Origin of the sequence: Georgenia sp. Z1491, assembly GCF_049856175.1 — a bacterium.
Lineage (GTDB): Bacteria > Actinomycetota > Actinomycetes > Actinomycetales > Actinomycetaceae > JB111.
The window spans coordinates 189656-208751 of record NZ_JBNDNA010000004.1 but is presented as its reverse complement, the minus strand read 5'-3'; the positions used below and the strand labels follow the sequence as shown (position 1 = coordinate 208751).

General features: G+C 70.6%; 30 protein-coding genes. All 30 read left to right on the top strand.

From position 1 onward, the window contains the following. Positions 1-428 precede the first annotated feature (428 nt). The 30 genes from rpsJ to ACPYO4_RS06015 all read left to right on the top strand — a co-directional run bounded on the left by rpsJ (position 429) and on the right by ACPYO4_RS06015 (position 19060). On the top strand, positions 429-737 hold the full coding sequence (rpsJ, locus tag ACPYO4_RS06160) for a 30S ribosomal protein S10 (protein WP_425708338.1): 309 nt from the start codon (positions 429-431) through the stop codon (positions 735-737). A gap of 11 nt (positions 738-748) precedes the next feature. Continuing rightward, on the top strand, positions 749-1417 hold the full coding sequence (gene rplC, locus ACPYO4_RS06155) for a 50S ribosomal protein L3 (protein WP_425708337.1): 669 nt from the start codon (positions 749-751) through the stop codon (positions 1415-1417). Between the two features lie 2 nt (positions 1418-1419). Continuing rightward, complete coding sequence (gene rplD / locus ACPYO4_RS06150) at positions 1420-2064, top strand: 50S ribosomal protein L4 (RefSeq protein ID WP_425708336.1); 645 nt, start codon at positions 1420-1422, stop codon at positions 2062-2064. Continuing rightward, the gene (rplW, locus tag ACPYO4_RS06145; RefSeq protein ID WP_425708335.1) at positions 2061-2366 is read left to right on the top strand and encodes a 50S ribosomal protein L23; all 306 of its coding nucleotides are present in this window, start codon (positions 2061-2063) and stop codon (positions 2364-2366) included. Before rplD ends, rplW begins: the two co-directional genes overlap by 4 nt. Before the next feature lie 34 nt (positions 2367-2400). Then, positions 2401-3237: a 50S ribosomal protein L2 gene (rplB, locus tag ACPYO4_RS06140; RefSeq protein ID WP_425708334.1), complete on the top strand. Its 837-nt coding sequence runs from the start codon at positions 2401-2403 to the stop codon at positions 3235-3237. A gap of 19 nt (positions 3238-3256) precedes the next feature. Continuing rightward, entirely contained in the window at positions 3257-3538 is a 282-nt protein-coding gene (gene rpsS / locus ACPYO4_RS06135; protein ID WP_425708333.1) for a 30S ribosomal protein S19, read from the top strand. 38 nt (positions 3539-3576) lie between these two features. Further along, on the top strand, positions 3577-3966 hold the full coding sequence (rplV, locus tag ACPYO4_RS06130; RefSeq protein WP_425708332.1) for a 50S ribosomal protein L22: 390 nt from the start codon (positions 3577-3579) through the stop codon (positions 3964-3966). Continuing rightward, positions 3966-4760: a 30S ribosomal protein S3 gene (gene rpsC, locus ACPYO4_RS06125; RefSeq protein ID WP_425708331.1), complete on the top strand. Its 795-nt coding sequence runs from the start codon at positions 3966-3968 to the stop codon at positions 4758-4760. The genes rplV and rpsC overlap by 1 nt, the downstream gene beginning before the upstream one ends. A gap of 2 nt (positions 4761-4762) precedes the next feature. Then, positions 4763-5182, top strand: coding sequence for a 50S ribosomal protein L16 (gene rplP, locus ACPYO4_RS06120; protein ID WP_425708330.1), 420 nt, complete (start codon positions 4763-4765; stop codon positions 5180-5182). Continuing rightward, positions 5182-5436: a 50S ribosomal protein L29 gene (rpmC, locus tag ACPYO4_RS06115; protein ID WP_425708329.1), complete on the top strand. Its 255-nt coding sequence runs from the start codon at positions 5182-5184 to the stop codon at positions 5434-5436. Before rplP ends, rpmC begins: the two co-directional genes overlap by 1 nt. A gap of 8 nt (positions 5437-5444) precedes the next feature. After that, complete coding sequence (rpsQ, locus tag ACPYO4_RS06110) at positions 5445-5741, top strand: 30S ribosomal protein S17 (RefSeq protein WP_425708328.1); 297 nt, start codon at positions 5445-5447, stop codon at positions 5739-5741. Positions 5742-5823: 82 nt separating this feature from the next. Beyond that, on the top strand, positions 5824-6192 hold the full coding sequence (gene rplN / locus ACPYO4_RS06105; protein ID WP_425708327.1) for a 50S ribosomal protein L14: 369 nt from the start codon (positions 5824-5826) through the stop codon (positions 6190-6192). Next, the gene (rplX, locus tag ACPYO4_RS06100; RefSeq protein ID WP_425708326.1) at positions 6192-6533 is read left to right on the top strand and encodes a 50S ribosomal protein L24; all 342 of its coding nucleotides are present in this window, start codon (positions 6192-6194) and stop codon (positions 6531-6533) included. Before rplN ends, rplX begins: the two co-directional genes overlap by 1 nt. 1 nt (position 6534) lies before the next feature. After that, complete coding sequence (gene rplE / locus ACPYO4_RS06095; RefSeq protein ID WP_425708325.1) at positions 6535-7101, top strand: 50S ribosomal protein L5; 567 nt, start codon at positions 6535-6537, stop codon at positions 7099-7101. Positions 7102-7105: 4 nt separating this feature from the next. Then, a complete protein-coding gene (locus ACPYO4_RS06090; protein WP_425708324.1) occupies positions 7106-7291 on the top strand; it encodes a type Z 30S ribosomal protein S14 in 186 nt (61 codons plus the stop codon). Positions 7292-7349: 58 nt separating this feature from the next. Beyond that, positions 7350-7748: a 30S ribosomal protein S8 gene (gene rpsH / locus ACPYO4_RS06085; RefSeq protein ID WP_425708323.1), complete on the top strand. Its 399-nt coding sequence runs from the start codon at positions 7350-7352 to the stop codon at positions 7746-7748. A 19-nt stretch (positions 7749-7767) separates the two neighbouring features. Beyond that, complete coding sequence (gene rplF / locus ACPYO4_RS06080) at positions 7768-8307, top strand: 50S ribosomal protein L6 (RefSeq protein ID WP_425708322.1); 540 nt, start codon at positions 7768-7770, stop codon at positions 8305-8307. A gap of 2 nt (positions 8308-8309) precedes the next feature. After that, positions 8310-8681, top strand: coding sequence for a 50S ribosomal protein L18 (rplR, locus tag ACPYO4_RS06075; protein WP_425708321.1), 372 nt, complete (start codon positions 8310-8312; stop codon positions 8679-8681). Between the two features lie 29 nt (positions 8682-8710). Continuing rightward, positions 8711-9421 (top strand): 30S ribosomal protein S5, encoded by a 711-nt coding sequence (gene rpsE / locus ACPYO4_RS06070; protein WP_425708320.1) that lies wholly within the window; start codon positions 8711-8713, stop codon positions 9419-9421. Beyond that, positions 9421-9603: a 50S ribosomal protein L30 gene (gene rpmD, locus ACPYO4_RS06065; RefSeq protein WP_425708319.1), complete on the top strand. Its 183-nt coding sequence runs from the start codon at positions 9421-9423 to the stop codon at positions 9601-9603. Before rpsE ends, rpmD begins: the two co-directional genes overlap by 1 nt. A 2-nt stretch (positions 9604-9605) precedes the next feature. Beyond that, entirely contained in the window at positions 9606-10076 is a 471-nt protein-coding gene (gene rplO, locus ACPYO4_RS06060; protein ID WP_425708318.1) for a 50S ribosomal protein L15, read from the top strand. 249 nt (positions 10077-10325) lie between these two features. Further along, positions 10326-11612 (top strand): preprotein translocase subunit SecY, encoded by a 1287-nt coding sequence (gene secY, locus ACPYO4_RS06055; RefSeq protein WP_425708317.1) that lies wholly within the window; start codon positions 10326-10328, stop codon positions 11610-11612. Beyond that, positions 11609-12184 carry an adenylate kinase gene (locus ACPYO4_RS06050; protein ID WP_425708316.1) on the top strand — a complete coding sequence of 192 codons (576 nt, stop codon included), beginning with the start codon at positions 11609-11611 and terminating at the stop codon, positions 12182-12184. The genes secY and ACPYO4_RS06050 overlap by 4 nt, the downstream gene beginning before the upstream one ends. Before the next feature lie 10 nt (positions 12185-12194). Beyond that, positions 12195-13025 carry a type I methionyl aminopeptidase gene (gene map, locus ACPYO4_RS06045; RefSeq protein ID WP_425708315.1) on the top strand — a complete coding sequence of 277 codons (831 nt, stop codon included), beginning with the start codon at positions 12195-12197 and terminating at the stop codon, positions 13023-13025. A gap of 226 nt (positions 13026-13251) precedes the next feature. Further along, complete coding sequence (locus ACPYO4_RS06040) at positions 13252-15681, top strand: LuxR C-terminal-related transcriptional regulator (protein WP_425708314.1); 2430 nt, start codon at positions 13252-13254, stop codon at positions 15679-15681. Positions 15682-16445: 764 nt separating this feature from the next. Further along, positions 16446-16667 carry a translation initiation factor IF-1 gene (gene infA / locus ACPYO4_RS06035; protein ID WP_043501486.1) on the top strand — a complete coding sequence of 74 codons (222 nt, stop codon included), beginning with the start codon at positions 16446-16448 and terminating at the stop codon, positions 16665-16667. Positions 16668-16746: 79 nt separating this feature from the next. After that, positions 16747-16860, top strand: a complete 114-nt coding sequence (gene rpmJ, locus ACPYO4_RS06030; protein WP_100421663.1) for a 50S ribosomal protein L36 — start codon at positions 16747-16749, stop codon at positions 16858-16860. A 147-nt stretch (positions 16861-17007) separates the two neighbouring features. Continuing rightward, complete coding sequence (rpsM, locus tag ACPYO4_RS06025; RefSeq protein ID WP_425708313.1) at positions 17008-17382, top strand: 30S ribosomal protein S13; 375 nt, start codon at positions 17008-17010, stop codon at positions 17380-17382. A gap of 78 nt (positions 17383-17460) precedes the next feature. Further along, positions 17461-17868, top strand: coding sequence for a 30S ribosomal protein S11 (gene rpsK / locus ACPYO4_RS06020; protein ID WP_425708312.1), 408 nt, complete (start codon positions 17461-17463; stop codon positions 17866-17868). 169 nt (positions 17869-18037) lie between these two features. Then, complete coding sequence (locus ACPYO4_RS06015) at positions 18038-19060, top strand: DNA-directed RNA polymerase subunit alpha (protein ID WP_425708311.1); 1023 nt, start codon at positions 18038-18040, stop codon at positions 19058-19060. Positions 19061-19096: the final 36 nt, after the last annotated feature.

Genomic DNA, 19096 nt, shown 5'->3' with positions numbered 1-19096 from the left:
GGCCACGGGTCCACCTCGACGCGCACCGGGCGAGGTGGGCCACGGGGGATCGGCGCCGCAGGGCCGCCGCCGGCGCACCGGGTGCGGAGCCTCACACGGCCGAGCACCCGCCCGGGCTTCCGACCTGCGGGTCGGCGCTGGTAACGTTGACGGCCGGACACCGGTGCGCGCTCGTGCGCGTGCCGACCGCCGCAGGCACTCCAACCAGCGGCGGGCAGACGTTGCGGAGCCCGGGTCAGCCCGGTCAGCCGCAGGCCGGCCGTCACGGACATCGTTCGTGGGGGCGGGGCGTGGGCGGGAGGCCCGCGACGGCAAGCATCCAACGGTCAGGCCCACAAGGGTCGCTCGGGCCGGACGTGCGCAGAACGCGACACGCCCGGGCGCGGGGGTCGGCCGAAGCAAGGGTACGAGAGAGGTATGACGACGCCATGGCGGGACAGAAGATCCGCATCCGGCTCAAGTCCTACGACCACGAGGTCATCGACAGCTCGGCGCGCAAGATCGTCGACACGGTGACGCGCGCTGGTGCGACGGTCGTGGGCCCGGTGCCGCTGCCGACGGAGAAGAACGTCTTCGTCGTCATTCGGTCGCCCCACAAGTACAAGGACAGCCGCGACCACTTCGAGATGCGCACGCACAAGCGGCTCATCGACATCATCGACCCGACGCCGAAGGCCGTCGACTCGCTCATGCGTCTCGACCTGCCCGCGGACGTCAACATCGAGATCAAGCTCTGAGGACCGACGCCATGACCACCACTTCCCAGCAGACCGCCGGGGCCACCGTCAAGGGTCTCCTCGGCACCAAGCTCGGCATGACCCAGGTGTGGGACGAGGACGGGCTCCTCGTCCCCGTGACCGCCGTCAAGGTGGACACCAACGTCGTGACCCAGATCCGCACGCCGGAGCGCGACGGCTACACCGCCGTCCAGATCGCGTACGGCGAGATCGACCCGCGACGCGTGACCCAGCCGCTGCGCAAGCGCTTCGACGCCGCCGGCGTCACCCCGCGCCGCCACGTCACCGAGCTCCGCACGGCCGACGCCGAGGAGTACACGGTCGGTCAGGAGCTCGACGGCTCCACCTTCGAGACCGGCCAGCGCGTCGACGTCGTCGGCACCACCAAGGGCAAGGGCCTCGCCGGCGTCATGAAGCGGCACGGCTTCGCCGGTGTCTCCGCCTCGCACGGTGCGCACCGCAACCACCGCAAGCCCGGCTCGATCGGCGGTGCCGCGACACCCGGCCGCGTGTTCCGCGGCCAGAAGATGGCCGGCCGCATGGGTGTCGCCCGTCGCACCGTCCAGAACCTCACCGTCCACGCCGTGGACCTCGAGCACGGCGTGCTGCTCATCGCCGGCGCGGTCCCCGGCCCGAAGGGCGGCCTCGTCGTCGTCCGCTCCGCCGCGAAGGGGGCCTGACCATGACCGCGATCGACGTCCACGACGCCACCGGCAAGAAGACCGGCACCGCGGACCTCCCGGCCGAGGTCTTCGACGTCCAGGCCAACACGGCCCTCATGCACCAGGTCGTCGTCGCCCAGCTCGCGGCGGCCCGCCAGGGCACGCACGCCACCAAGACCCGCGGCGACGTCCGCGGCGGTGGCAAGAAGCCCTACAAGCAGAAGGGCACCGGTCGCGCCCGCCAGGGTTCGATCCGCGCGCCGCAGTTCGCCGGCGGTGGCGTCGTCCACGGCCCGCAGCCGCGCGACTACAGCCAGCGCACCCCGAAGAAGATGAAGGCCGCCGCCCTGCGCGGCGCCCTGTCCGACCGCGCCCGTGCCGGCCGCGTCCACGTGGTCTCCTCGCTCGTCGAGGGCGACACCCCGTCGACCTCCGCCGCGCGAGCCACCATCGCCGGCCTGACCGGCACGCGTCGCGCCCTCGTGGTGCTCACGCGCTCCGACGAGGTCGCCGCGCTCTCCGTGCGCAACCTCGCCGAGGTCCACGTGCTGTGGGTCGACCAGCTCAACACGTACGACGTCCTCGTCAACGACGACGTCGTGTTCACCTCCGCGGCACTCGACGTCCTCGTCGGCGGGCGCGCGGACGAGGAGGAGTCGAAGTGAGCCTCGAGACCGTCAAGAACCCGCGCGACATCATCGTCCGGCCCATCGTGTCGGAGAAGAGCTACAACCTCATCGACCAGGGGAAGTACACCTTCGAGGTGGACCCCCGCTCGAACAAGACCGAGATCAAGCAGGCGATCGAGCAGATCTTCGACGTGAAGGTCAGCGCGGTCAACACGATCAACCGCAAGGGCAAGACGCGCCGGACGCGGACCGGCACGGGCAAGCGCAAGGACACCAAGCGCGCCATCGTCACCCTGCGGTCCGGGACCATCGACATCTTCGGTGAGGTGGCCGGCTGACCGCCGGTCGGATTGGGATCGAGGGAACCAGAACATGGGAATCCGTAAGTACAAGCCGACCACGCCGGGCCGTCGCGGCTCCAGCGTGGCCGACTTCGTCGAGATCACGCGCTCCACTCCGGAGAAGTCGCTCGTCCGCCCGCTGAGCAAGTCCGGGGGACGCAACTCCTCGGGCAAGATCACCACCCGGCACAAGGGTGGCGGCCACAAGCGCGCCTACCGGGTCATCGACTTCCGTCGCCACGACAAGGACGGCGTGCCCGCCAAGGTCGCGCACATCGAGTACGACCCGAACCGGACGGCGCGCATCGCGCTGCTCCACTACGCGGACGGCGACAAGCGCTACATCCTCGCGCCGACCCGCCTGTCGCAGGGCGACCTCGTCGAGTCGGGCCCGGGCGCGGACATCAAGCCCGGCAGCTCCATGCAGCTGCGCAACATCCCGGTCGGCACCACGGTGCACGCGATCGAGCTCCGCCCCGGCGGCGGCGCGAAGATCGCGCGCTCGGCCGGCTCGTCGGTCCAGCTGCTCGCCAAGGAGGGGATCTACGCCTCGCTGCGCATGCCGTCCGGCGAGATCCGTCAGGTCGACATCCGCTGCCGCGCCACGATCGGGGAGGTCGGCAACGCCGAGCAGTCCAACATCAGCTGGGGCAAGGCCGGCCGCATGCGCTGGAAGGGCAAGCGTCCCACCGTCCGCGGTGTCGTCATGAACCCCGTCGACCACCCGCACGGTGGTGGTGAGGGCAAGACCTCCGGTGGTCGCCACCCGGTGAGCCCGTGGGGCAAGCCGGAGGGTCGCACCCGCCGTCCCAACAAGCCCAGCGACAAGCTGATCGTGCGTCGTCGCCGGACCGGCAAGAAGCGCTGAGCCAAGGAGCACTGACGAGATGCCACGCAGCCTGAAGAAGGGCCCCTTCGTCGACGACCACCTGCAGAAGAAGGTGGACGTCGCCAACGAGAAGGGCGCCAAGAACGTCATCAAGACCTGGTCCCGCCGGTCGGTCATCACGCCCGACTTCCTGGGCCACACCTTCGCCGTGCACGACGGCCGCAAGCACGTCCCGGTGTTCGTCACCGAGGCGATGGTCGGTCACAAGCTCGGGGAGTTCGCCCCGACGCGCACCTACCGCGGGCACGACAAGGACGACCGGAAGGGCCGCCGCCGCTGAGGCGCGCGCCCGACGACCAGCAGAGGTAAGGCAGAGACATGGAAGCCAAGGCGCAGGCGCGATTCGTTCGCGTGACGCCCATGAAGGCACGCCGGATCGTGGACGTCGTCCGCGGCAAGCGCGCCGAGGAGGCCGTGGACGTGCTCCGGTTCGCCCCCCAGGCGGCGGCGGAGACCGTCCGCAAGGTGCTCGAGTCCGCGATGGCCAACGCACGTGTGATGGCCGACCGCGACGGCGAGCGCTTCGACGCGAGCGAGCTCCGCGTCCTCGAGGCGTACGTCGACGAGGGTCCGACGATGAAGCGGTTCCGGCCGCGCGCCCAGGGGCGTGCCGCTCGGATCCTCAAGCGGACGAGCCACATCACCGTCGTCGTCGGCGACGAGTCCGAGGTGCCCGCGGGCGCCGGAAGCAAGGGAGGGACCAACTAGTGGGTCAGAAGGTCAACCCGACCGGTTTCCGGCTCGGCATCACCACCGACCACCGTTCGCGGTGGTTCGCCGACTCCACCAAGGAGGGGCAGCGCTACCGCGACTACGTCCGCGAGGACGTCGAGGTGCGCAAGCTCATGTCGAAGGGCCTCGAGCGCGCCGGCATCTCCAAGGTGGACATCGAGCGCACCCGTGACCGCGTGCGCATCGACCTGCACACCGCGCGTCCGGGCATCGTCATCGGCCGCCGCGGCGCCGAGGCCGACCGCCTGCGCGGCGACCTCGAGAAGCTCACGGGCAAGCAGGTCCAGCTCAACATCCTCGAGGTGAAGAACCCCGAGATGGACGCGCAGCTGGTCGCCCAGGGCATCGCCGAGCAGCTCGCCTCGCGTGTCTCGTTCCGCCGCGCCATGCGCAAGGGCATGCAGTCCGCGCAGCGCGCCGGCGCCAAGGGCATCCGCGTGCAGTGCGGCGGACGCCTCGGCGGCGCCGAGATGTCCCGCTCGGAGTTCTACCGCGAGGGCCGCGTGCCGCTGCACACCCTGCGCGCGAACATCGACTACGGCTTCTTCGAGGCCCGCACGACCTTCGGCCGCATCGGCGTCAAGGTCTGGATCTACAAGGGCGACGTCACCGAGAAGGAGTACGCCCGTCAGGAGGCCGACGCCGGCTCCCAGCGCGGTCCCCGCCAGGGACGCGGCGGTGGCCGTGGTCCGCGTCGGGACTCGCGGCCGGCCCCGGCCGCCACCGAGGGCGCCCCCGCGGCGCCCGCTACGCCCACGACGGAGGCCTGAGCATGCTCATCCCCAGGCGGACCAAGCACCGCAAGCAGCACCACCCCGGACGCCGGGGAATGGCGACGGGTGGCACCACCATCTCGTTCGGCGACTACGGCATCCAGGCGCTCGAGCACGCCTACGTCACCAACAGGCAGATCGAGGCGGCCCGTATCGCCATGACCCGTCACGTCAAGCGTGGCGGCAAGGTGTGGGTGAACATCTTCCCGGACCGCCCGCTGACGAAGAAGCCGGCCGAGACCCGCATGGGTTCCGGCAAGGGCTCCGTCGAGTGGTGGGTGTCCAACGTCAAGCCGGGTCGAGTGATGTTCGAGCTCGCCGGCGTCCCCGAGGACCTGGCCCGCGAGGCCCTGTCCCGTGCGCAGCACAAGCTCCCGATGAAGACGCGATTCGTCGTGCGTGAAGGTGGTGAGGGCTGATGGCCATCGGATCGAAGGGTCTGACGCCGATCGAGCTCGACGAGATGGACGACTCCGTGCTCGCCGAAAAGCTGGCGGAGGCCAAGACCGAGCTGTTCAACCTCCGGTTCTCCTCGGCCACGGGCCAGCTCGAGGACCACGGGCGGCTCAAGGCGGTCAAGCGGGACATCGCGCGCATCTACACGATCGCGCGTGAGCGCGAGCTCGGGCTGCGCACCGCGCCCGCCCCGGCCGAGACCACGAAGAAGAAGTGAAGGACGACATGAGCGAGAACCCCAGCGCCGCCACCACGGCGACGACGACGGACGAGCGCAACTACCGCAAGTCCCGTCGCGGCTACGTCGTGTCGGACAAGATGGACAAGACCGTCGTCGTCGAGGTCGAGGACCGCGTCAAGCACGCGCTCTACGGCAAGGTCCTGCGCCGCTCCGAGCGGGTGAAGGCGCACGACGAGAACAACGAGGTCGGCGTCGGCGACCTGGTCCGGATCATGGAGACCCGGCCGATGTCCGCCACCAAGCGCTACCGCGTCACCGAGATCATCGAGAAGGCCCGCTGACGCGGGCAGCTCGACCCACCATCACATCCGTTCGGCCAGGCTCGCCCGCCGGCGAGAACCGGCACGACGACAGGAGTAAAGAATGATCCAGCAGGAGTCGCGGCTCAAGGTCGCCGACAACACGGGTGCGAAGGAGATCCTCTGCATCCGTGTGCTCGGTGGCTCGGGCCGACGCTACGCCGGCATCGGCGACGTCATCGTCGCCACCGTCAAGGACGCGATCCCTGGCGGCAACGTGAAGAAGGGCGACATCGTCAAGGCGGTCATCGTCCGCACCCGCAAGGAGCGCCGCCGCCCCGACGGCAGCTACATCCGCTTCGACGAGAACGCGGCCGTCATCCTCAAGGCCGACGGCGACCCGCGGGGCACCCGCATCTTCGGCCCGGTCGGCCGCGAGCTGCGCGACAAGAAGTACATGCGAATCATTTCCCTGGCGCCGGAGGTGCTGTGATGGCGAAGATCAAGAAGGGCGACCTGGTGGTCGTCATCGCCGGTCGTGACAAGGGCAAGCAGGGCCGTGTGCTCAAGGTCGACGTCGCGAAGGACCGCCTGATCGTCGAGGGTGTCCAGCGCGTCACCCGGCACACCAAGGTCGGCCAGTCCTCCTCCGGCGGCACCAGCGGCGGCATCGAGACGATCGAGGCCCCGATCCACGTGAGCAACGTGATGCTGGTGGACCCGGAGACCAAGAAGGGCACCCGCGTGGGGTACCGCACCGAGCAGGTGGAGCGCGACGGACGGACCCGCGACGTGCGGGTCCGCGTGGCCAAGCGCTCCGGTAAGGACGTCTGACATGACCGAGACCACCACCGTCGTCCCCCCGCGCCTCAAGGAGCAGTACCGCTCCGAGGTCAAGGCGGGGCTCCTCGAGGAGTTCGGGTACGAGAACGTCAGCCAGATTCCGGGCCTCGTCAAGGTCGTCGTGAACATGGGTGTCGGTGACGCGGCACGCGACTCCAAGCTCATCGAGGGTGCGGTCCGCGACCTCACCCTCATCACCGGTCAGAAGCCCCAGGTGACGAAGGCGCGGCGCTCGATCGCGCAGTTCAAGCTGCGCGAGGGCATGCCGATCGGCGCGCACGTCACGCTGCGCGGCGACCGCATGTGGGAGTTCCTCGACCGCCTGCTGTCCATCGCGCTGCCGCGTATCCGCGACTTCCGGGGCCTGAGCCCCAAGCAGTTCGACCGGAACGGCAACTACACCTTCGGTCTCAACGAGCAGTCGATGTTCCACGAGATCGACCAGGACGCCATCGACCGGGTCCGCGGCATGGACATCACCGTGGTCACGTCCGCCATCAACGACGACCAGGGGCGCTCGCTGCTCAAGCGCCTCGGCTTCCCCTTCAAGGAGGACTGATCCCGTGGCCAAGACCGCTCTCAAGCAGAAGGCCGCCCGCACCCCGAAGTTCAAGGTGCGTGCCTACACCCGGTGCCAGCGCTGCGGACGTCCGCACTCCGTGTACCGCAAGTTCGGCCTGTGCCGCGTCTGCCTGCGCGAGATGGCCCTTGCCGGCCAGCTCCCCGGCGTCACCAAGTCCAGCTGGTAATTCACTGACGTCGCAGGTCCGAGACGGAAACCGCGACGAGGAAGGGCTGCTGCCCACCATGACGATGACCGATCCCATCGCAGACATGCTCACGCGTCTGCGCAACGCCAACTCGGCCTACCACGAGTCGGTGTCCATGCCCTATTCGAAGCTCAAGGCCGCGATCGCCGAGATCCTGCAGGCCGAGGGCTACATCGCCGGGTCGACGGTCGAGGACGCCGAGGTCGGCAAGACCCTCGTGCTCGCCCTGAAGTTCGGCCCCAACCGTGAGCGCTCGCTCGCGGGCGTCCGGCGCGTGTCCAAGCCCGGGCTCCGCGTCTACGCGAAGTCCACGAACCTGCCGCGCGTGCTGGGCGGCCTCGGTGTGGCGATCCTGTCCACCTCCTCCGGTCTGCTGACGGACCGCGAGGCCGGCGACAAGGGCGTGGGCGGGGAAGTCCTCGCCTACGTCTGGTGATCGGGAAGGAAGAGACAGTATGAGCCGCATCGGAAAGTACCCGGTCGCCGTGCCCACGGGCGTGGACGTCACCATCGACGGAGCCGCCGTGTCCGTCAAGGGCCCCAAGGGCGCCCTGTCGCACACGGTCAAGGAGCCCATCACCGTCGCCCGCGACGACGACGGCGCGATCGTCGTCTCGCGTCCGGACGACGAGCGCGAGTCGCGCTCGCTGCACGGCCTGACCCGCACGCTGATCTCCAACATGGTGACCGGCGTGACCGACGGATACACCAAGGGCCTCGAGATCGTCGGCACGGGCTTCCGTGTCGTCGCCAAGGGCTCGGACCTCGAGTTCGCCCTCGGGTTCTCGCACCCCGTGGTCGTGTCCCCGCCGGAGGGCATCACGTTCACCGTCGAGTCGCCCACCAAGATCAAGGTCTCGGGCATCGACAAGCAGCTCGTCGGCGAGACCGCCGCGAACATCCGCAAGATCCGCCGCCCCGAGCCGTACAAGGGCAAGGGCGTGCGGTACGAGGGCGAGCAGGTCCGCCGCAAGGTCGGAAAGGCTGGTAAGTAACGATGGCGATCACGATCAAGGGCAAGGGGCGTCGGGTCGCCCGCTCCCGTCGCCACCTGCGCGTGCGCAAGCGCGTGCAGGGCACGGCCACCCGTCCGCGCCTCGTCGTCACCCGCAGCTCGCGCCACATGGTCGCGCAGCTGGTGGACGACACGGCCGGTGTCACGCTGGCCTCGGCGTCCACGCTCGAGGCCGACCTGCGCTCCGCCGAGACGGAGAAGGTCGAGAAGGCCAGGACGGTCGGCCGTCTCGTGGCCGAGCGTGCCAGGGCCAAGGGCGTCACGGCCGCGGTCTTCGACCGCGGCGGCAACCAGTACCACGGCCGCGTGGCCGCCGTCGCCGACGGTGCCCGCGACGCCGGCCTGGAACTCTGACCCCGAGTAGAGAGCTCAAGGAGAGACATATGGCTGCACAGCAGCGAGACCGAAGCTCCGGCTCGGCCACGACGGGCGGTTCCACGGAGGGCCGTGAGGACCGCCGCGGTCGCGGCGACCGCCGGGGTGGGCGCGACAACCGTCGCGAGGAGAAGAGCCAGTACATCGAGCGCGTGGTGACCATCAACCGCGTGTCGAAGGTCGTCAAGGGCGGCCGCCGGTTCAGCTTCACCGCGCTCGTCGTGGTGGGCGACGGCGACGGCACCGTGGGCGTCGGCTACGGCAAGGCCAAGGAGGTGCCCGCGGCGATCGCCAAGGGGACCGAGGAGGCCAAGAAGAACTTCTTCAAGGTGCCGCGCGTCCGCAACACGATCCCGCACACCGTGCAGGGCGAGGACGCCGCGGGCGTCGTCTTCCTGCGACCGGCCGCCCCCGGTACCGGGGTCATCGCCGGCGGTCCCGTCCGCGCCGTCCTCGACTGCGCCGGGATCCACGACATCCTCAGCAAGTCGCTGGGCTCGTCCAACGCCATCAACATCGTGCACGCCACGGTGCAGGCGCTGAAGAACCTCGAGCAGCCCGAGTCCGTGGCGGCCCGCCGTGGGCTTCCGCTCGAGCGCGTCGCCCCGGCGGCGATGCTCCGGGCGCGCGCCGAGGGCGAGTCCAAGGACCGCGAGGCCAGGGACGCCGATGCGGCCAAGGCCGAGAACGACGCGGCCGTGGCGGGGGTGTCGGCCTGATGACCCAGCTCAAGGTGACCCAGACGAAGTCCACCATCGGTGGCAAGCAGTCCCAGAAGGACACGCTGCGGAGCCTCGGCCTGCGCAGGATCGGCCACACGGTCGTGCGCGAGGACCGACCGGAGGTCCGCGGGATGATCAGCACGGTGGCGCACCTCGTCGCCGTCGAGGAGGTCGACTGACCATGTCGGAGGAGACGACGGGCGCCTCGCGTCCGATCAAGGTCCACCACCTGCGCCCGGCACCCGGCGCCAGGACCGCACGCACGCGAGTCGGTCGTGGTGAGAGCGGAAAGGGCGGCAAGACCGCCGGCCGCGGTACCAAGGGCACGGGCGCGCGCTACCAGGTGCCCGCCGGTTTCGAGGGCGGGCAGACGCCGCTGCACATGCGGCTGCCCAAGATGCGGGGCTTCAAGAACCCGTTCCGCGTCGAGTACCAGGTCGTCAACCTGGACGCGCTGGGCGAGCAGTTCCCCGAGGGCGGCACGGTCGGCGTCGAGGAGCTCGTGGCCAAGGGCCTGGTGCGCAAGGGCCACCCGGTCAAGGTGCTCGGCGACGGCGAGCTGTCGGTCGCCCTCACGCTGAGCGTCGACAAGGCCTCGGCGTCCGCGCGCCAGAAGATCGAGGCTGCGGGCGGTACGGTCACGACCGCGTGACCACCACCCGCGCGTAGCCGAAGGGCGGTCCGGCTCAGCCGGGCCGCCCTTCCGCCGTCCGTGGCCCGCCGTGCGACCGGGCCCGACGACGCGATCCGGGCAGCGGCGGGACCTACGTCACGTCCGCCCGCCGCGCAGCCCTCCGACCCTTGCCGGACCGGCAGGTAGGGTGACCCAGGCGCCGCGTGCGCCGAGGACCGTGCGCCCCTCGCGCAACCGGTCGACGATCATGATCAGGAGACGAACTAGGTGCTGAGCGCATTCCTCCAGGCGTTCCGGACTCCGGACCTACGGCGCAAGCTGCTGTTCACGCTGGGGATCATCGCGATCTACCGGATCGGTGCGTTCGTGCCGGCCGTCGGCGTGAGCTATCCGAACGTGCAGCAGTGTCTCGGTGCGACGCAGCAGAACGACCTCATGGGCATGATCAACCTCTTCTCCGGAGGGGCCCTGCTGCAGCTGTCGGTCTTCGCGCTCGGCGTCATGCCGTACATCACCGCCAGCATCATCACGCAGCTCATGCGCGTGGTGATCCCGCGGTTCGAGGAGCTCCACAAGGAGGGCTCGTCGGGACAGGCGAAGCTCACCCAGTACACGCGCTACCTCACGGTCGGCCTCGCGGTCCTGCAGTCCGCCGTCATCGTCACCGTCGCCAACAACGGCCTGTTCCCCGGCTGCCCCGTCGACCCGATCCCGGACACCTCGCCGGTCTCCCTGCTCGTCACCGTCATCTCGCTGACCGCGGGCACGGTCCTCATCATGTGGTTCGGCGAGCTGATCACGGAGCGCGGCGTCGGCAACGGCATGTCGCTGCTCATCTTCGTCTCGATCGCCGCGTCGTTCCCGTCGGCCATGCTCACGGTGGGCCGCGGCGACGGCGGCGCCGGTCGCTTCGCCCTCATCGTCGGCCTGCTGCTCGTCATCACCCTCGTCATCGTGTTCGTCGAGCAGAGCCAGCGACGCATCCCCGTGCAGTACGCCAAGCGGATGGTGGGGCGCCGGACCTACGGCGGCTCGTCCACCTACATCCCGCTGAAGATCAACATGGCCAACGTCATCCCGGTCATCTTCGCGTCCTCGATCCTCATGCTGCCGACGATGGCCTCGCAGTTCGGCGACCCGAACGAGGGCTGGGTCCAGTGGGTGATGGTCAACTTCTCCCCGCAGAGCGCCGGCTACATGATCCTCATGGCCGCGATGATCCTGTTCTTCGCGTTCTTCTACACGTCGATCACGTTCAACCCCGACGAGATCTCGGACAACATGAAGCGTGCGGGTGGCTTCATCCCGGGCATCCGCGCCGGTCGTCCGACGGCGGAGTACCTGCGCTACGTCACCACTCGCATCACGACCGTCGGCGCCATCTACCTCACGATCGTCGCACTCATCCCGACCATCGCGCTCGCCGCCATGAACGTCACCCAGCTGCCGTTCGGCGGGACCTCGATCATCATCGTGGTCGGCGTCGGCCTGCAGACCGTCAAGGAGATCAACTCCCAGCTCCAGCAGCACCACTACGAAGGGTTCCTGCGATGACCTCACGACTCGTCCTCCTCGGCCCGCCCGGAGCGGGAAAGGGCACCCAGGCCGGTCGGATCTCGGACGCGCTCGGCGTCCCGGCGATCTCGACGGGCGACATCTTCCGGCAGAACGTGGCCCAGAAGACCGAGCTCGGGCGTCGCGCCCAGCGGTACATGGACGCGGGGGAGTACGTCCCCGACGAGGTGACCAACGCGATGGTCCGCGACAGGCTCGCGGAGGAGGACGCGGCGGCCGGCTTCCTGCTCGACGGCTACCCCCGCACCGCGGACCAGGTCGCCGAGCTCGACGACATGCTGAGCGCCGACGGCTCGGGCCTCGATGTGGTCGTCGAGCTCACCGCCGAGACCGACGAGGTCGTGGGCCGCCTCCTGCAGCGCGCGAAGGAGCAGGGGCGCGCGGACGACACGGAGGTCGTCATCCGCCGCCGGCTCGAGGTGTACGCCGAGCAGACGGCGCCCCTGGCCCGGCTCTACGCCGACCGTGGTCTGCTCGTGCAGGTCGACGGCATGGGGGACATCGAGAGCGTGACCGAGCGGCTCCTGGCCGCGCTGCCCCCGGCCGGCTGAGGGGCGTCGGGTGCGCGGGAAGATCGAGTACAAGACCGACGACGAGATCCGGTCGATGCGGACCCCCGGCCTGGTCGTGGCGGCGATCCACGAGGCCGTCCGCGGGGCCGTCTCGCCGGGCGTCACGCCCGTGGACCTCGACGACGTCGCCGCACGGGTCCTGCACGAGCACGGGGCGAGGTCGAACTTCCTGGGCTACCACGGTTTTCCCCGCCACATCTGCGTGTCCGTCAACGACCGGGTGGTGCACGGGATCCCCGACGACCGACCGCTCGCCCCGGGTGACGTCGTCTCCGTCGACGCCGGCGCCGTCGTCGACGGCTGGCACGCCGACGCCGCGTTCACGACGACGGTGGGAGAGCCGGTCGAGCGCGACGCCCACCTCGTGGAGGCCACGCGGCGGGCGATGTGGGCCGGCGTGGCGGCGATCGCACGTGGTGGTCATGTCACCGACGTCGGGCACGCGGTCCGGGACGAGGTCGAGGGGTACGACGCCGAGCACGCCACGTCCCACGACGTGGTCCAGGACTACATCGGCCACGGCATCGGCACTGCCATGCACATGGCCCCCGACGTCGTCAACCACCGGGTCCGCGCCCCGCGCTACCCGGTCCGACCGGGCCTCGTGGTCTGCGTCGAGCCGCTCCTGACGGTGGGCGCGCAGGACAACACGATCCTCGACGACGACTGGACCGTCGTCACCCTCGACGGCTCGCGGGCCGCGCACTGGGAGCACACGGTGGCAGTCCACTCGCGTGGGGCATGGGTGCTCACGGCACCGGACGGCGGGCGCTCCGAGCTGGCCGCGCGCGGGATCGACGTCGTCCCGCTGGGCGCGTAGCAGCTCCTCACGGCGCGACGCCGCCGCACGCGCGGTGCAGATCGTGTGACGACTTCGGTCACTCCTTCCCATCGGGTTGCCTGCAGCGCTACGGTGTCGCTACCTCACCCCCGGGAGGTACTGGTATGCGAGGCCGCATCGTCGTGCAGATCAACGCGTCGCACGCACGCGCAGCGGGATCTCCCGTGATCCCTGGTGCGTTCCGTCCACTGTCAGGAGCCGGCCGATGAGCGGCATACCCCGTGTATCCGTCGGATACCGGATGCCGCCCGTGGCGGCGGCACTGCTCGACCCGCTGCCCGCGCTCACGCTCGTCCACGCCCCCCGCGGCTGGGGCAAGACCTCGCTCATGGCCTCGCGGCTGTCCGGGGCCGGTGGGCACACGGGCCCCGTCCACTGGGTGTCGCTCGGCGAGCGGGCGATCACCGGGGCGGACGTGGAGAGCTACCTCGCCCAGCTGGCCGAGGTGGCGACCGACCCCACCGAGCGACCCACCCTCGTGCTCGACAGCCTGAGCGAGCTGGAGCCCGACGCGGTCACCGTCCTGCTCGAGACGGCCGAGGCCTGGGACGGTCCGAACCTCGTGCTCATGAGCCGGGACTCCCGTCCGCTGGTCACGCTCGCGCCGCTCGCCCCCGACTCGGTGATCATCACCGGCCAGCACCTGCGGATCGACGCCGACCGCACGGTCGAGATCGGCCGGCGCATGGGGGTGGAGCTCTCCACCGAACGCGCGCAGCGGATGGTCGACGACTTCGCCGGCTGGCCCGGACTCGTGCGTGGGGCCCTGTTCGGGGAGGTGACCGGGGGCGCGGGTGCCGCGAGCTACGACGTGCTCACCCGGTTGTCGACCCACGTGATGTCCGACTTCTCCGCGATGACCTCCGGCGGGTACGCAGGGCTCATGCTTCCCGAGCGGATCACCGACTGGGTGGCGGACGAGCTATTCGGCGGCATGGACGCGACCTCGGTCGTGCGCCGGGTCGAGGGCCTGGGTGTCGTCCGCCCCGCCGGTGACGCGTTCGTGTTCGCCGCGGGCATCCGGCGCATCGGGCTGCGCGCGTTCCGGGAGGAGCACCCCGACCATCTGAGGTCGGTCGCGCAGCGGCTCCTCGTGCGGGCGCGCCAGGAGGGGGACGTCCGGGAGGTGGTGCTCCTGGCGGCGGAGGCGGGCGACTGGCAGGCCGTGCGGACGGTCGTGCACGACGAGTGGGAGCTCCTCGTCCGTGACCATCCGGACGCGCTGCACGCGGTCGCGACGCGCGCGCCGGACTCGCAGGTGGCCGACGACCCGCGGCTGCTCGCGGCGCGCGAGCTCCTCGGCGCCGACGGCCCGCCGTCGTGGATGACCGAGTTCATGGCTGCCCGCATCCCGGCGAGCGCGCCCTCGTCGTCGATGGGTCCGCTGCCCGCGGCGGGTGCCCGCGGCATCGACGTGCTCGACTGGCGCAAGACCCTGGCCCTCCTGGCCGTGTCGCGGATGCGTGCCGCGGACGGCGTCACGGCCACCATCGCGGCCCACCAGGCCCTGAAGTTCCGACCCGGCGCCGACGCCGGGACCCCGTCGTGGGCCTCGGACCGGGCCGTGGCGGCCGGACTGTCCCTCGCGCTGACGCTCGTGGGGAACACCGCGGACGCGCTCGCATGGGTGGAGCGCATCGAGCAGACCCCGGGCGCCGGGTCGGCGTCCGGCGAGGACCGGGAACAGGGCGCCGGGCCGGACCCGGACGACCGGACGGCCGAGTCGGTGCTCGTCGCCGGCTGGCTCGCCCGGATCGCCGACGAGCTCGACCGGCTCGGCCCGGTGGCCAGGAGACCGGCGGACGGCGAGGAGGACGTGACTCTCGCCCTGAGGCGGCTGCTCGACTCGACCTCGGACGCCGGGCTCCAGGGCGGGATCGTCCTCGTCCTCACCGGCATCGCGCTCCTGCGGGGGGAGGCGGGCCCGATGCTCGCCGAGGTCGAGCAGCGCGCCGTCGTCGCCCGGTCGGCCACGCAGATCCCGGTGGCGCGCATCCTCATGCACGCCTGCGCCGCCGACCTGTGCCTGGCGCTCGGTCACACCACGGCGGCAGGGTCCTGGATCGACTCCGCGCACACGAGCGCGTACGCCTCGGTCCTCACGGAGCCGGTCACGACGCGGCTGCTGCTCGCCCGCGGGGACGTGGCCGAGGTGCTGCGCCGCACCGAGACGATCGACGAGTCGGTGGCCCCCCGGTACGCCCTCGAGCTCTGGCTCGGCCGTGCCGCCGCGGCGAAGCGCTCGGGACTGATCTACGTCCTGTCCGAGGCGGTCCGCGAGGCCGCGGCGCTCGCCGTCGAGCACCGTATCGTCCGCCCGTTCCTCCAGCTGCCGGCCGACGTCGCCCACGACATCGTCGAGCTGGCCGCGCCCGCCCTCGGTGACCTCGACGTCCCGCTGCTCCACGAGCACCGGGGCGTGTTCCCGGCCCCGGAGGACAAGGTGCGGCTGACGGCTCGCGAGCTCGAGGTCCTCACCGAGCTCGCCAAGGGGGCCACCGTGCCAGGGATCGCCCGCACGTACGTCGTCGCGCCGTCGACCATCCGCACCCACACGTCGGCCCTGTACCGCAAGCTCGGGGTGACGACCCGGGCCGCCGCGATCGAGCGTGCGACCCGGCTCGGGCTCCTGTAGGACGTGACCCGGTTCGGGCTCCTGTAGGACGTGACCCGGATCGGGCTCCTGTAGGACGTGACCCGGATCGGGCTCCTGCAGGAGGAGCTGGGCCGCCGCGATCGAGCGTGCGACCCGGCTCGGGCTCCTGCACGCCTGCAGGTGGGGCCTCGGTGCCCTGCCCGCTGCCGGCCCGGGTGCTCACGGCACGGTGCCTCTGGACACCGCCCGGACCCCACCTGGACGCAGGGTGGACGCTTCTCGAGGCCGAGCGCGCACGTGTCGGCGCTCGTCCTACTGCGCAGGCGTGGTCGGAACGGATTGGATCCGGGTACGGGCCCGGACCAGGGCCACGATCGGGCGGTCCGCGCGCGAGGGACGCGTCCCCCGGGCGCCTCACGGCGCGGCGCATCCGATCGAGCTGGTCACGGGCCCCGGCCGGGCCACGCCCGGCCGGCGCACAGCTGCGGATGCGGGGAAGGGAAGGGCCCGGCAACCGTGCGCGGACGTCAGGGGCGGGCACGGCGGGGGCCGGGTCCGGCCGCGACGTCCAGGGGGTGGGGGCGCGCACGCGCCCTCACCCCCGTGCGGGGGACCGGGGCGGCGCGCCCGTCGGGCCCATCTCGCCCCACCCGAGCTCGGCACGTGCGCTGGCTCACCGAGACGCCCGGTTCCGCGACGAGGCGCCATGGCGTAAAGTGGCCCGCTGGGCATGGCTGTGTCTCGGCACGGCTGAGCGACCGCACGGCGCGGTCGGAGCACCACCCACGACGTGAGCGGAGAGCATGGCGAAGAAGGACGGGGTCATCGAGATCGAGGGCAGTGTCGTCGAGGCACTCCCGAACGCGATGTTCCGGGTTGAGCTGAGCAACGGGCACAAGGTGCTGGCTCACATCTCGGGCAAGATGCGTCAGCACTACATCCGGATCCTTCCCGAGGACCGGGTCGTGGTCGAGCTCAGCCCGTACGACCTCACCCGCGGCCGCATCGTCTACCGCTACAAGTAACCCATCCACATCTCGAGCGTCGACGCCGCCCGAGCCCGTCCCGGGCCGGCGGGCGAGCGACGATGAAGGACACACCACCATGAAGGTCAAGCCCAGCGTCAAGAAGATCTGCGACAACTGCAAGGTGATCCGTCGCCACGGTCGCGTCATGGTCATCTGCGACAACCTTCGCCACAAGCAGCGCCAGGGCTGAACCCCTGGAAGTCGACCGGGCGACCCGGTCGGCGACATTCCGACAGCACGCGCGGCGCGCGTGCCACCCCTGGTCCGGAGGCCGGGGCCCGCACAAGGCGGGAGGTCGGGGTGATCGGACCTCCGGACCGGATCGAGGAGACCCGAGTTGGCACGTCTTTCCGGCGTCGATCTTCCCCGCGAGAAGCGGCTCGAAGTGGCGCTCACCTACATCTACGGCGTCGGCCGCACCCGTGCGGCCAAGACCCTCGAGGCGACCGGCATCAGCCCGGACCTGCGGGTCAAGGACATGACCGACGCCGACCTCGTCGCACTGCGCGACCACATCGAGGGCAACTATCAGATCGAGGGTGACCTGCGGCGCGAGATCGCCGCCGACATCCGTCGCAAGGTCGAGATCGGGAGCTACCAGGGCATCCGCCACCGTCGCGGTCTTCCCGTCCGCGGTCAGCGCACCAAGACGAACGCGCGCACCCGCAAGGGCCCGAAGAAGACCGTGGCCGGCAAGAAGAAGACCAAGTAGCCACATCCGCCGGCGCCCGCCACGCGGTGTGAGCGCCGCACCGATCAACCCACACCCTCGCGAGAACGGACAGACCCCATGCCTCCCAAGGCTCGTACCTCGACGGCCGCCCGCCGTCCGCGTCGCAAGGAGCGGAAGAACGTCTCCGCCGGCAACGCCTTCATCAAGTCGACGTTCAACAACACGATCGTCTCCATCACGGACCCGTCCGGTGCGGTCATCGCCTGGGCCTCGTCCGGCCAGGTCGGCTTCAAGGGCTCCCGCAAGTCCACGCCGTTCGCGGCGCAGCTCGCGGCCGAGGCGGCCGCCCGCCGCGCCCAGGAGCACGGCATGAAGAAGGTCGACGTCTTCGTCAAGGGCCCCGGCTCGGGCCGCGAGACCGCGATCCGTTCGCTGACGGCGACCGGCCTCGAGGTCGGCTCGATCCAGGACGTGACGCCGCAGGCCCACAACGGCTGCCGGCCGCCCAAGCGACGCCGGGTCTGAGACCTCCCGCCCCGGCCCCGTCGGCACCCGCGCACCGCGCGTGGCGCCCGTCGGGACCGGGGTCGCCCCGCCCACGGGCGGGCCCCTGCACGACCCGCGCGGACGGACAGAGTCCGCGCGGCCTGCGAGGCGTCATATAGCGGATGCCCGCCGAAAGGAATGATCGACCGTGCTCATCGCACAGCGCCCCGTTCTCACCGAAGAGGTCGTCGACGACCAGCGTTCGCGCTTCGTCATCGAGCCGCTCGAGCCGGGCTTCGGCTACACGCTCGGCAACTCGATGCGCCGCACGCTCCTGTCCTCCATCCCCGGTGCAGCCGTCACCTCGATCCGCATCGACGGCGTGCTGCACGAGTTCTCCACCGTGCCCGGGGTCAAGGAGGACGTCTCCGAGATCATCCTCAACATCAAGAACCTCGTCGTCTCCTCCGAGAACGACGAGCCCGTCGTCATGTACCTGCGCAAGCAGGGCTCCGGCTCGGTGACGGCCGAGGACATCACGCCGCCCGCCGGCGTCGAGGTCCACAACCCCGACCTGCACATCGCCACGCTCAACGCGAAGGGCAAGCTCGAGATCGAGCTGACGGTCGAGCGCGGCCGTGGCTACGTCTCCGCCCAGCAGAACAAGTCGGTCGACGCCGAGATCGGTCGCATCCCGGTGGACTCGATCTACTCGCCCGTCCTCAAGGTCAGCTACAAGGTCGAGGCCACCCGTGTCGAGCAGCGCACGGACTTCGACAAGCTCGTCGTCGACGTCGAGACGAAGAGCGCGATCACCCCCCGTGACGCGCTGGCCTCGGCCGGCAAGACGCTCGTCGAGCTCTTCGGGCTCGCGCGCGAGCTCAACGTCGAGGCCGAGGGCATCGAGATCGGTCCGTCGGCGATGGACACCGAGCTGGCCCAGGACCTGGCCCTCCCGATCGAGGAGCTCGGCCTGCTCTCCCGCTCGTACAACTGCCTCAAGCGTGAGGGCATCCACTCCGTCGGCGAGCTCGTCGCCCGCTCGGAGGCGGACCTCCTCGACATCCGCAACTTCGGTGCGAAGTCGATCGACGAGATCAAGGAGAAGCTGCAGACGCTCGGCCTCGGTCTCAAGGACAGCCCGGCGGGCTTCGACCTGGCCCAGCACCGCGGCACCGAGGTGGACGACGACTTCGGGGACATCCGGTTCTCCGCCGAGAACCCCGCCTGATCCCACCACCTATCGCGCACCGTATTCACCCAAGGA

Coding starts and splice junctions, on each gene's coding strand:
- infA (WP_043501486.1), top strand. CDS start 16,446: ATGGCGAAGAAGGACGGGGTCATCGAGATCGAGGGCAGTGTCGTCGAG.
- rplO (WP_425708318.1), top strand. CDS start 9,606: ATGTCGGAGGAGACGACGGGCGCCTCGCGTCCGATCAAGGTCCACCAC.
- rplX (WP_425708326.1), top strand. CDS start 6,192: ATGGCGAAGATCAAGAAGGGCGACCTGGTGGTCGTCATCGCCGGTCGT.
- rpmC (WP_425708329.1), top strand. CDS start 5,182: ATGGCCATCGGATCGAAGGGTCTGACGCCGATCGAGCTCGACGAGATG.
- rplV (WP_425708332.1), top strand. CDS start 3,577: ATGGAAGCCAAGGCGCAGGCGCGATTCGTTCGCGTGACGCCCATGAAG.
- rplR (WP_425708321.1), top strand. CDS start 8,310: ATGGCGATCACGATCAAGGGCAAGGGGCGTCGGGTCGCCCGCTCCCGT.
- rpsS (WP_425708333.1), top strand. CDS start 3,257: ATGCCACGCAGCCTGAAGAAGGGCCCCTTCGTCGACGACCACCTGCAG.
- rpsK (WP_425708312.1), top strand. CDS start 17,461: ATGCCTCCCAAGGCTCGTACCTCGACGGCCGCCCGCCGTCCGCGTCGC.
- rplE (WP_425708325.1), top strand. CDS start 6,535: ATGACCGAGACCACCACCGTCGTCCCCCCGCGCCTCAAGGAGCAGTAC.
- rplN (WP_425708327.1), top strand. CDS start 5,824: ATGATCCAGCAGGAGTCGCGGCTCAAGGTCGCCGACAACACGGGTGCG.
- rplD (WP_425708336.1), top strand. CDS start 1,420: ATGACCGCGATCGACGTCCACGACGCCACCGGCAAGAAGACCGGCACC.
- rpsJ (WP_425708338.1), top strand. CDS start 429: ATGGCGGGACAGAAGATCCGCATCCGGCTCAAGTCCTACGACCACGAG.
- rpsH (WP_425708323.1), top strand. CDS start 7,350: ATGACGATGACCGATCCCATCGCAGACATGCTCACGCGTCTGCGCAAC.
- rplC (WP_425708337.1), top strand. CDS start 749: ATGACCACCACTTCCCAGCAGACCGCCGGGGCCACCGTCAAGGGTCTC.
- rplB (WP_425708334.1), top strand. CDS start 2,401: ATGGGAATCCGTAAGTACAAGCCGACCACGCCGGGCCGTCGCGGCTCC.
- rpsE (WP_425708320.1), top strand. CDS start 8,711: ATGGCTGCACAGCAGCGAGACCGAAGCTCCGGCTCGGCCACGACGGGC.
- rplP (WP_425708330.1), top strand. CDS start 4,763: ATGCTCATCCCCAGGCGGACCAAGCACCGCAAGCAGCACCACCCCGGA.
- rpmJ (WP_100421663.1), top strand. CDS start 16,747: ATGAAGGTCAAGCCCAGCGTCAAGAAGATCTGCGACAACTGCAAGGTG.
- ACPYO4_RS06050 (WP_425708316.1), top strand. CDS start 11,609: ATGACCTCACGACTCGTCCTCCTCGGCCCGCCCGGAGCGGGAAAGGGC.
- ACPYO4_RS06040 (WP_425708314.1), top strand. CDS start 13,252: ATGAGCGGCATACCCCGTGTATCCGTCGGATACCGGATGCCGCCCGTG.
- rpmD (WP_425708319.1), top strand. CDS start 9,421: ATGACCCAGCTCAAGGTGACCCAGACGAAGTCCACCATCGGTGGCAAG.
- rpsQ (WP_425708328.1), top strand. CDS start 5,445: ATGAGCGAGAACCCCAGCGCCGCCACCACGGCGACGACGACGGACGAG.
- rplF (WP_425708322.1), top strand. CDS start 7,768: ATGAGCCGCATCGGAAAGTACCCGGTCGCCGTGCCCACGGGCGTGGAC.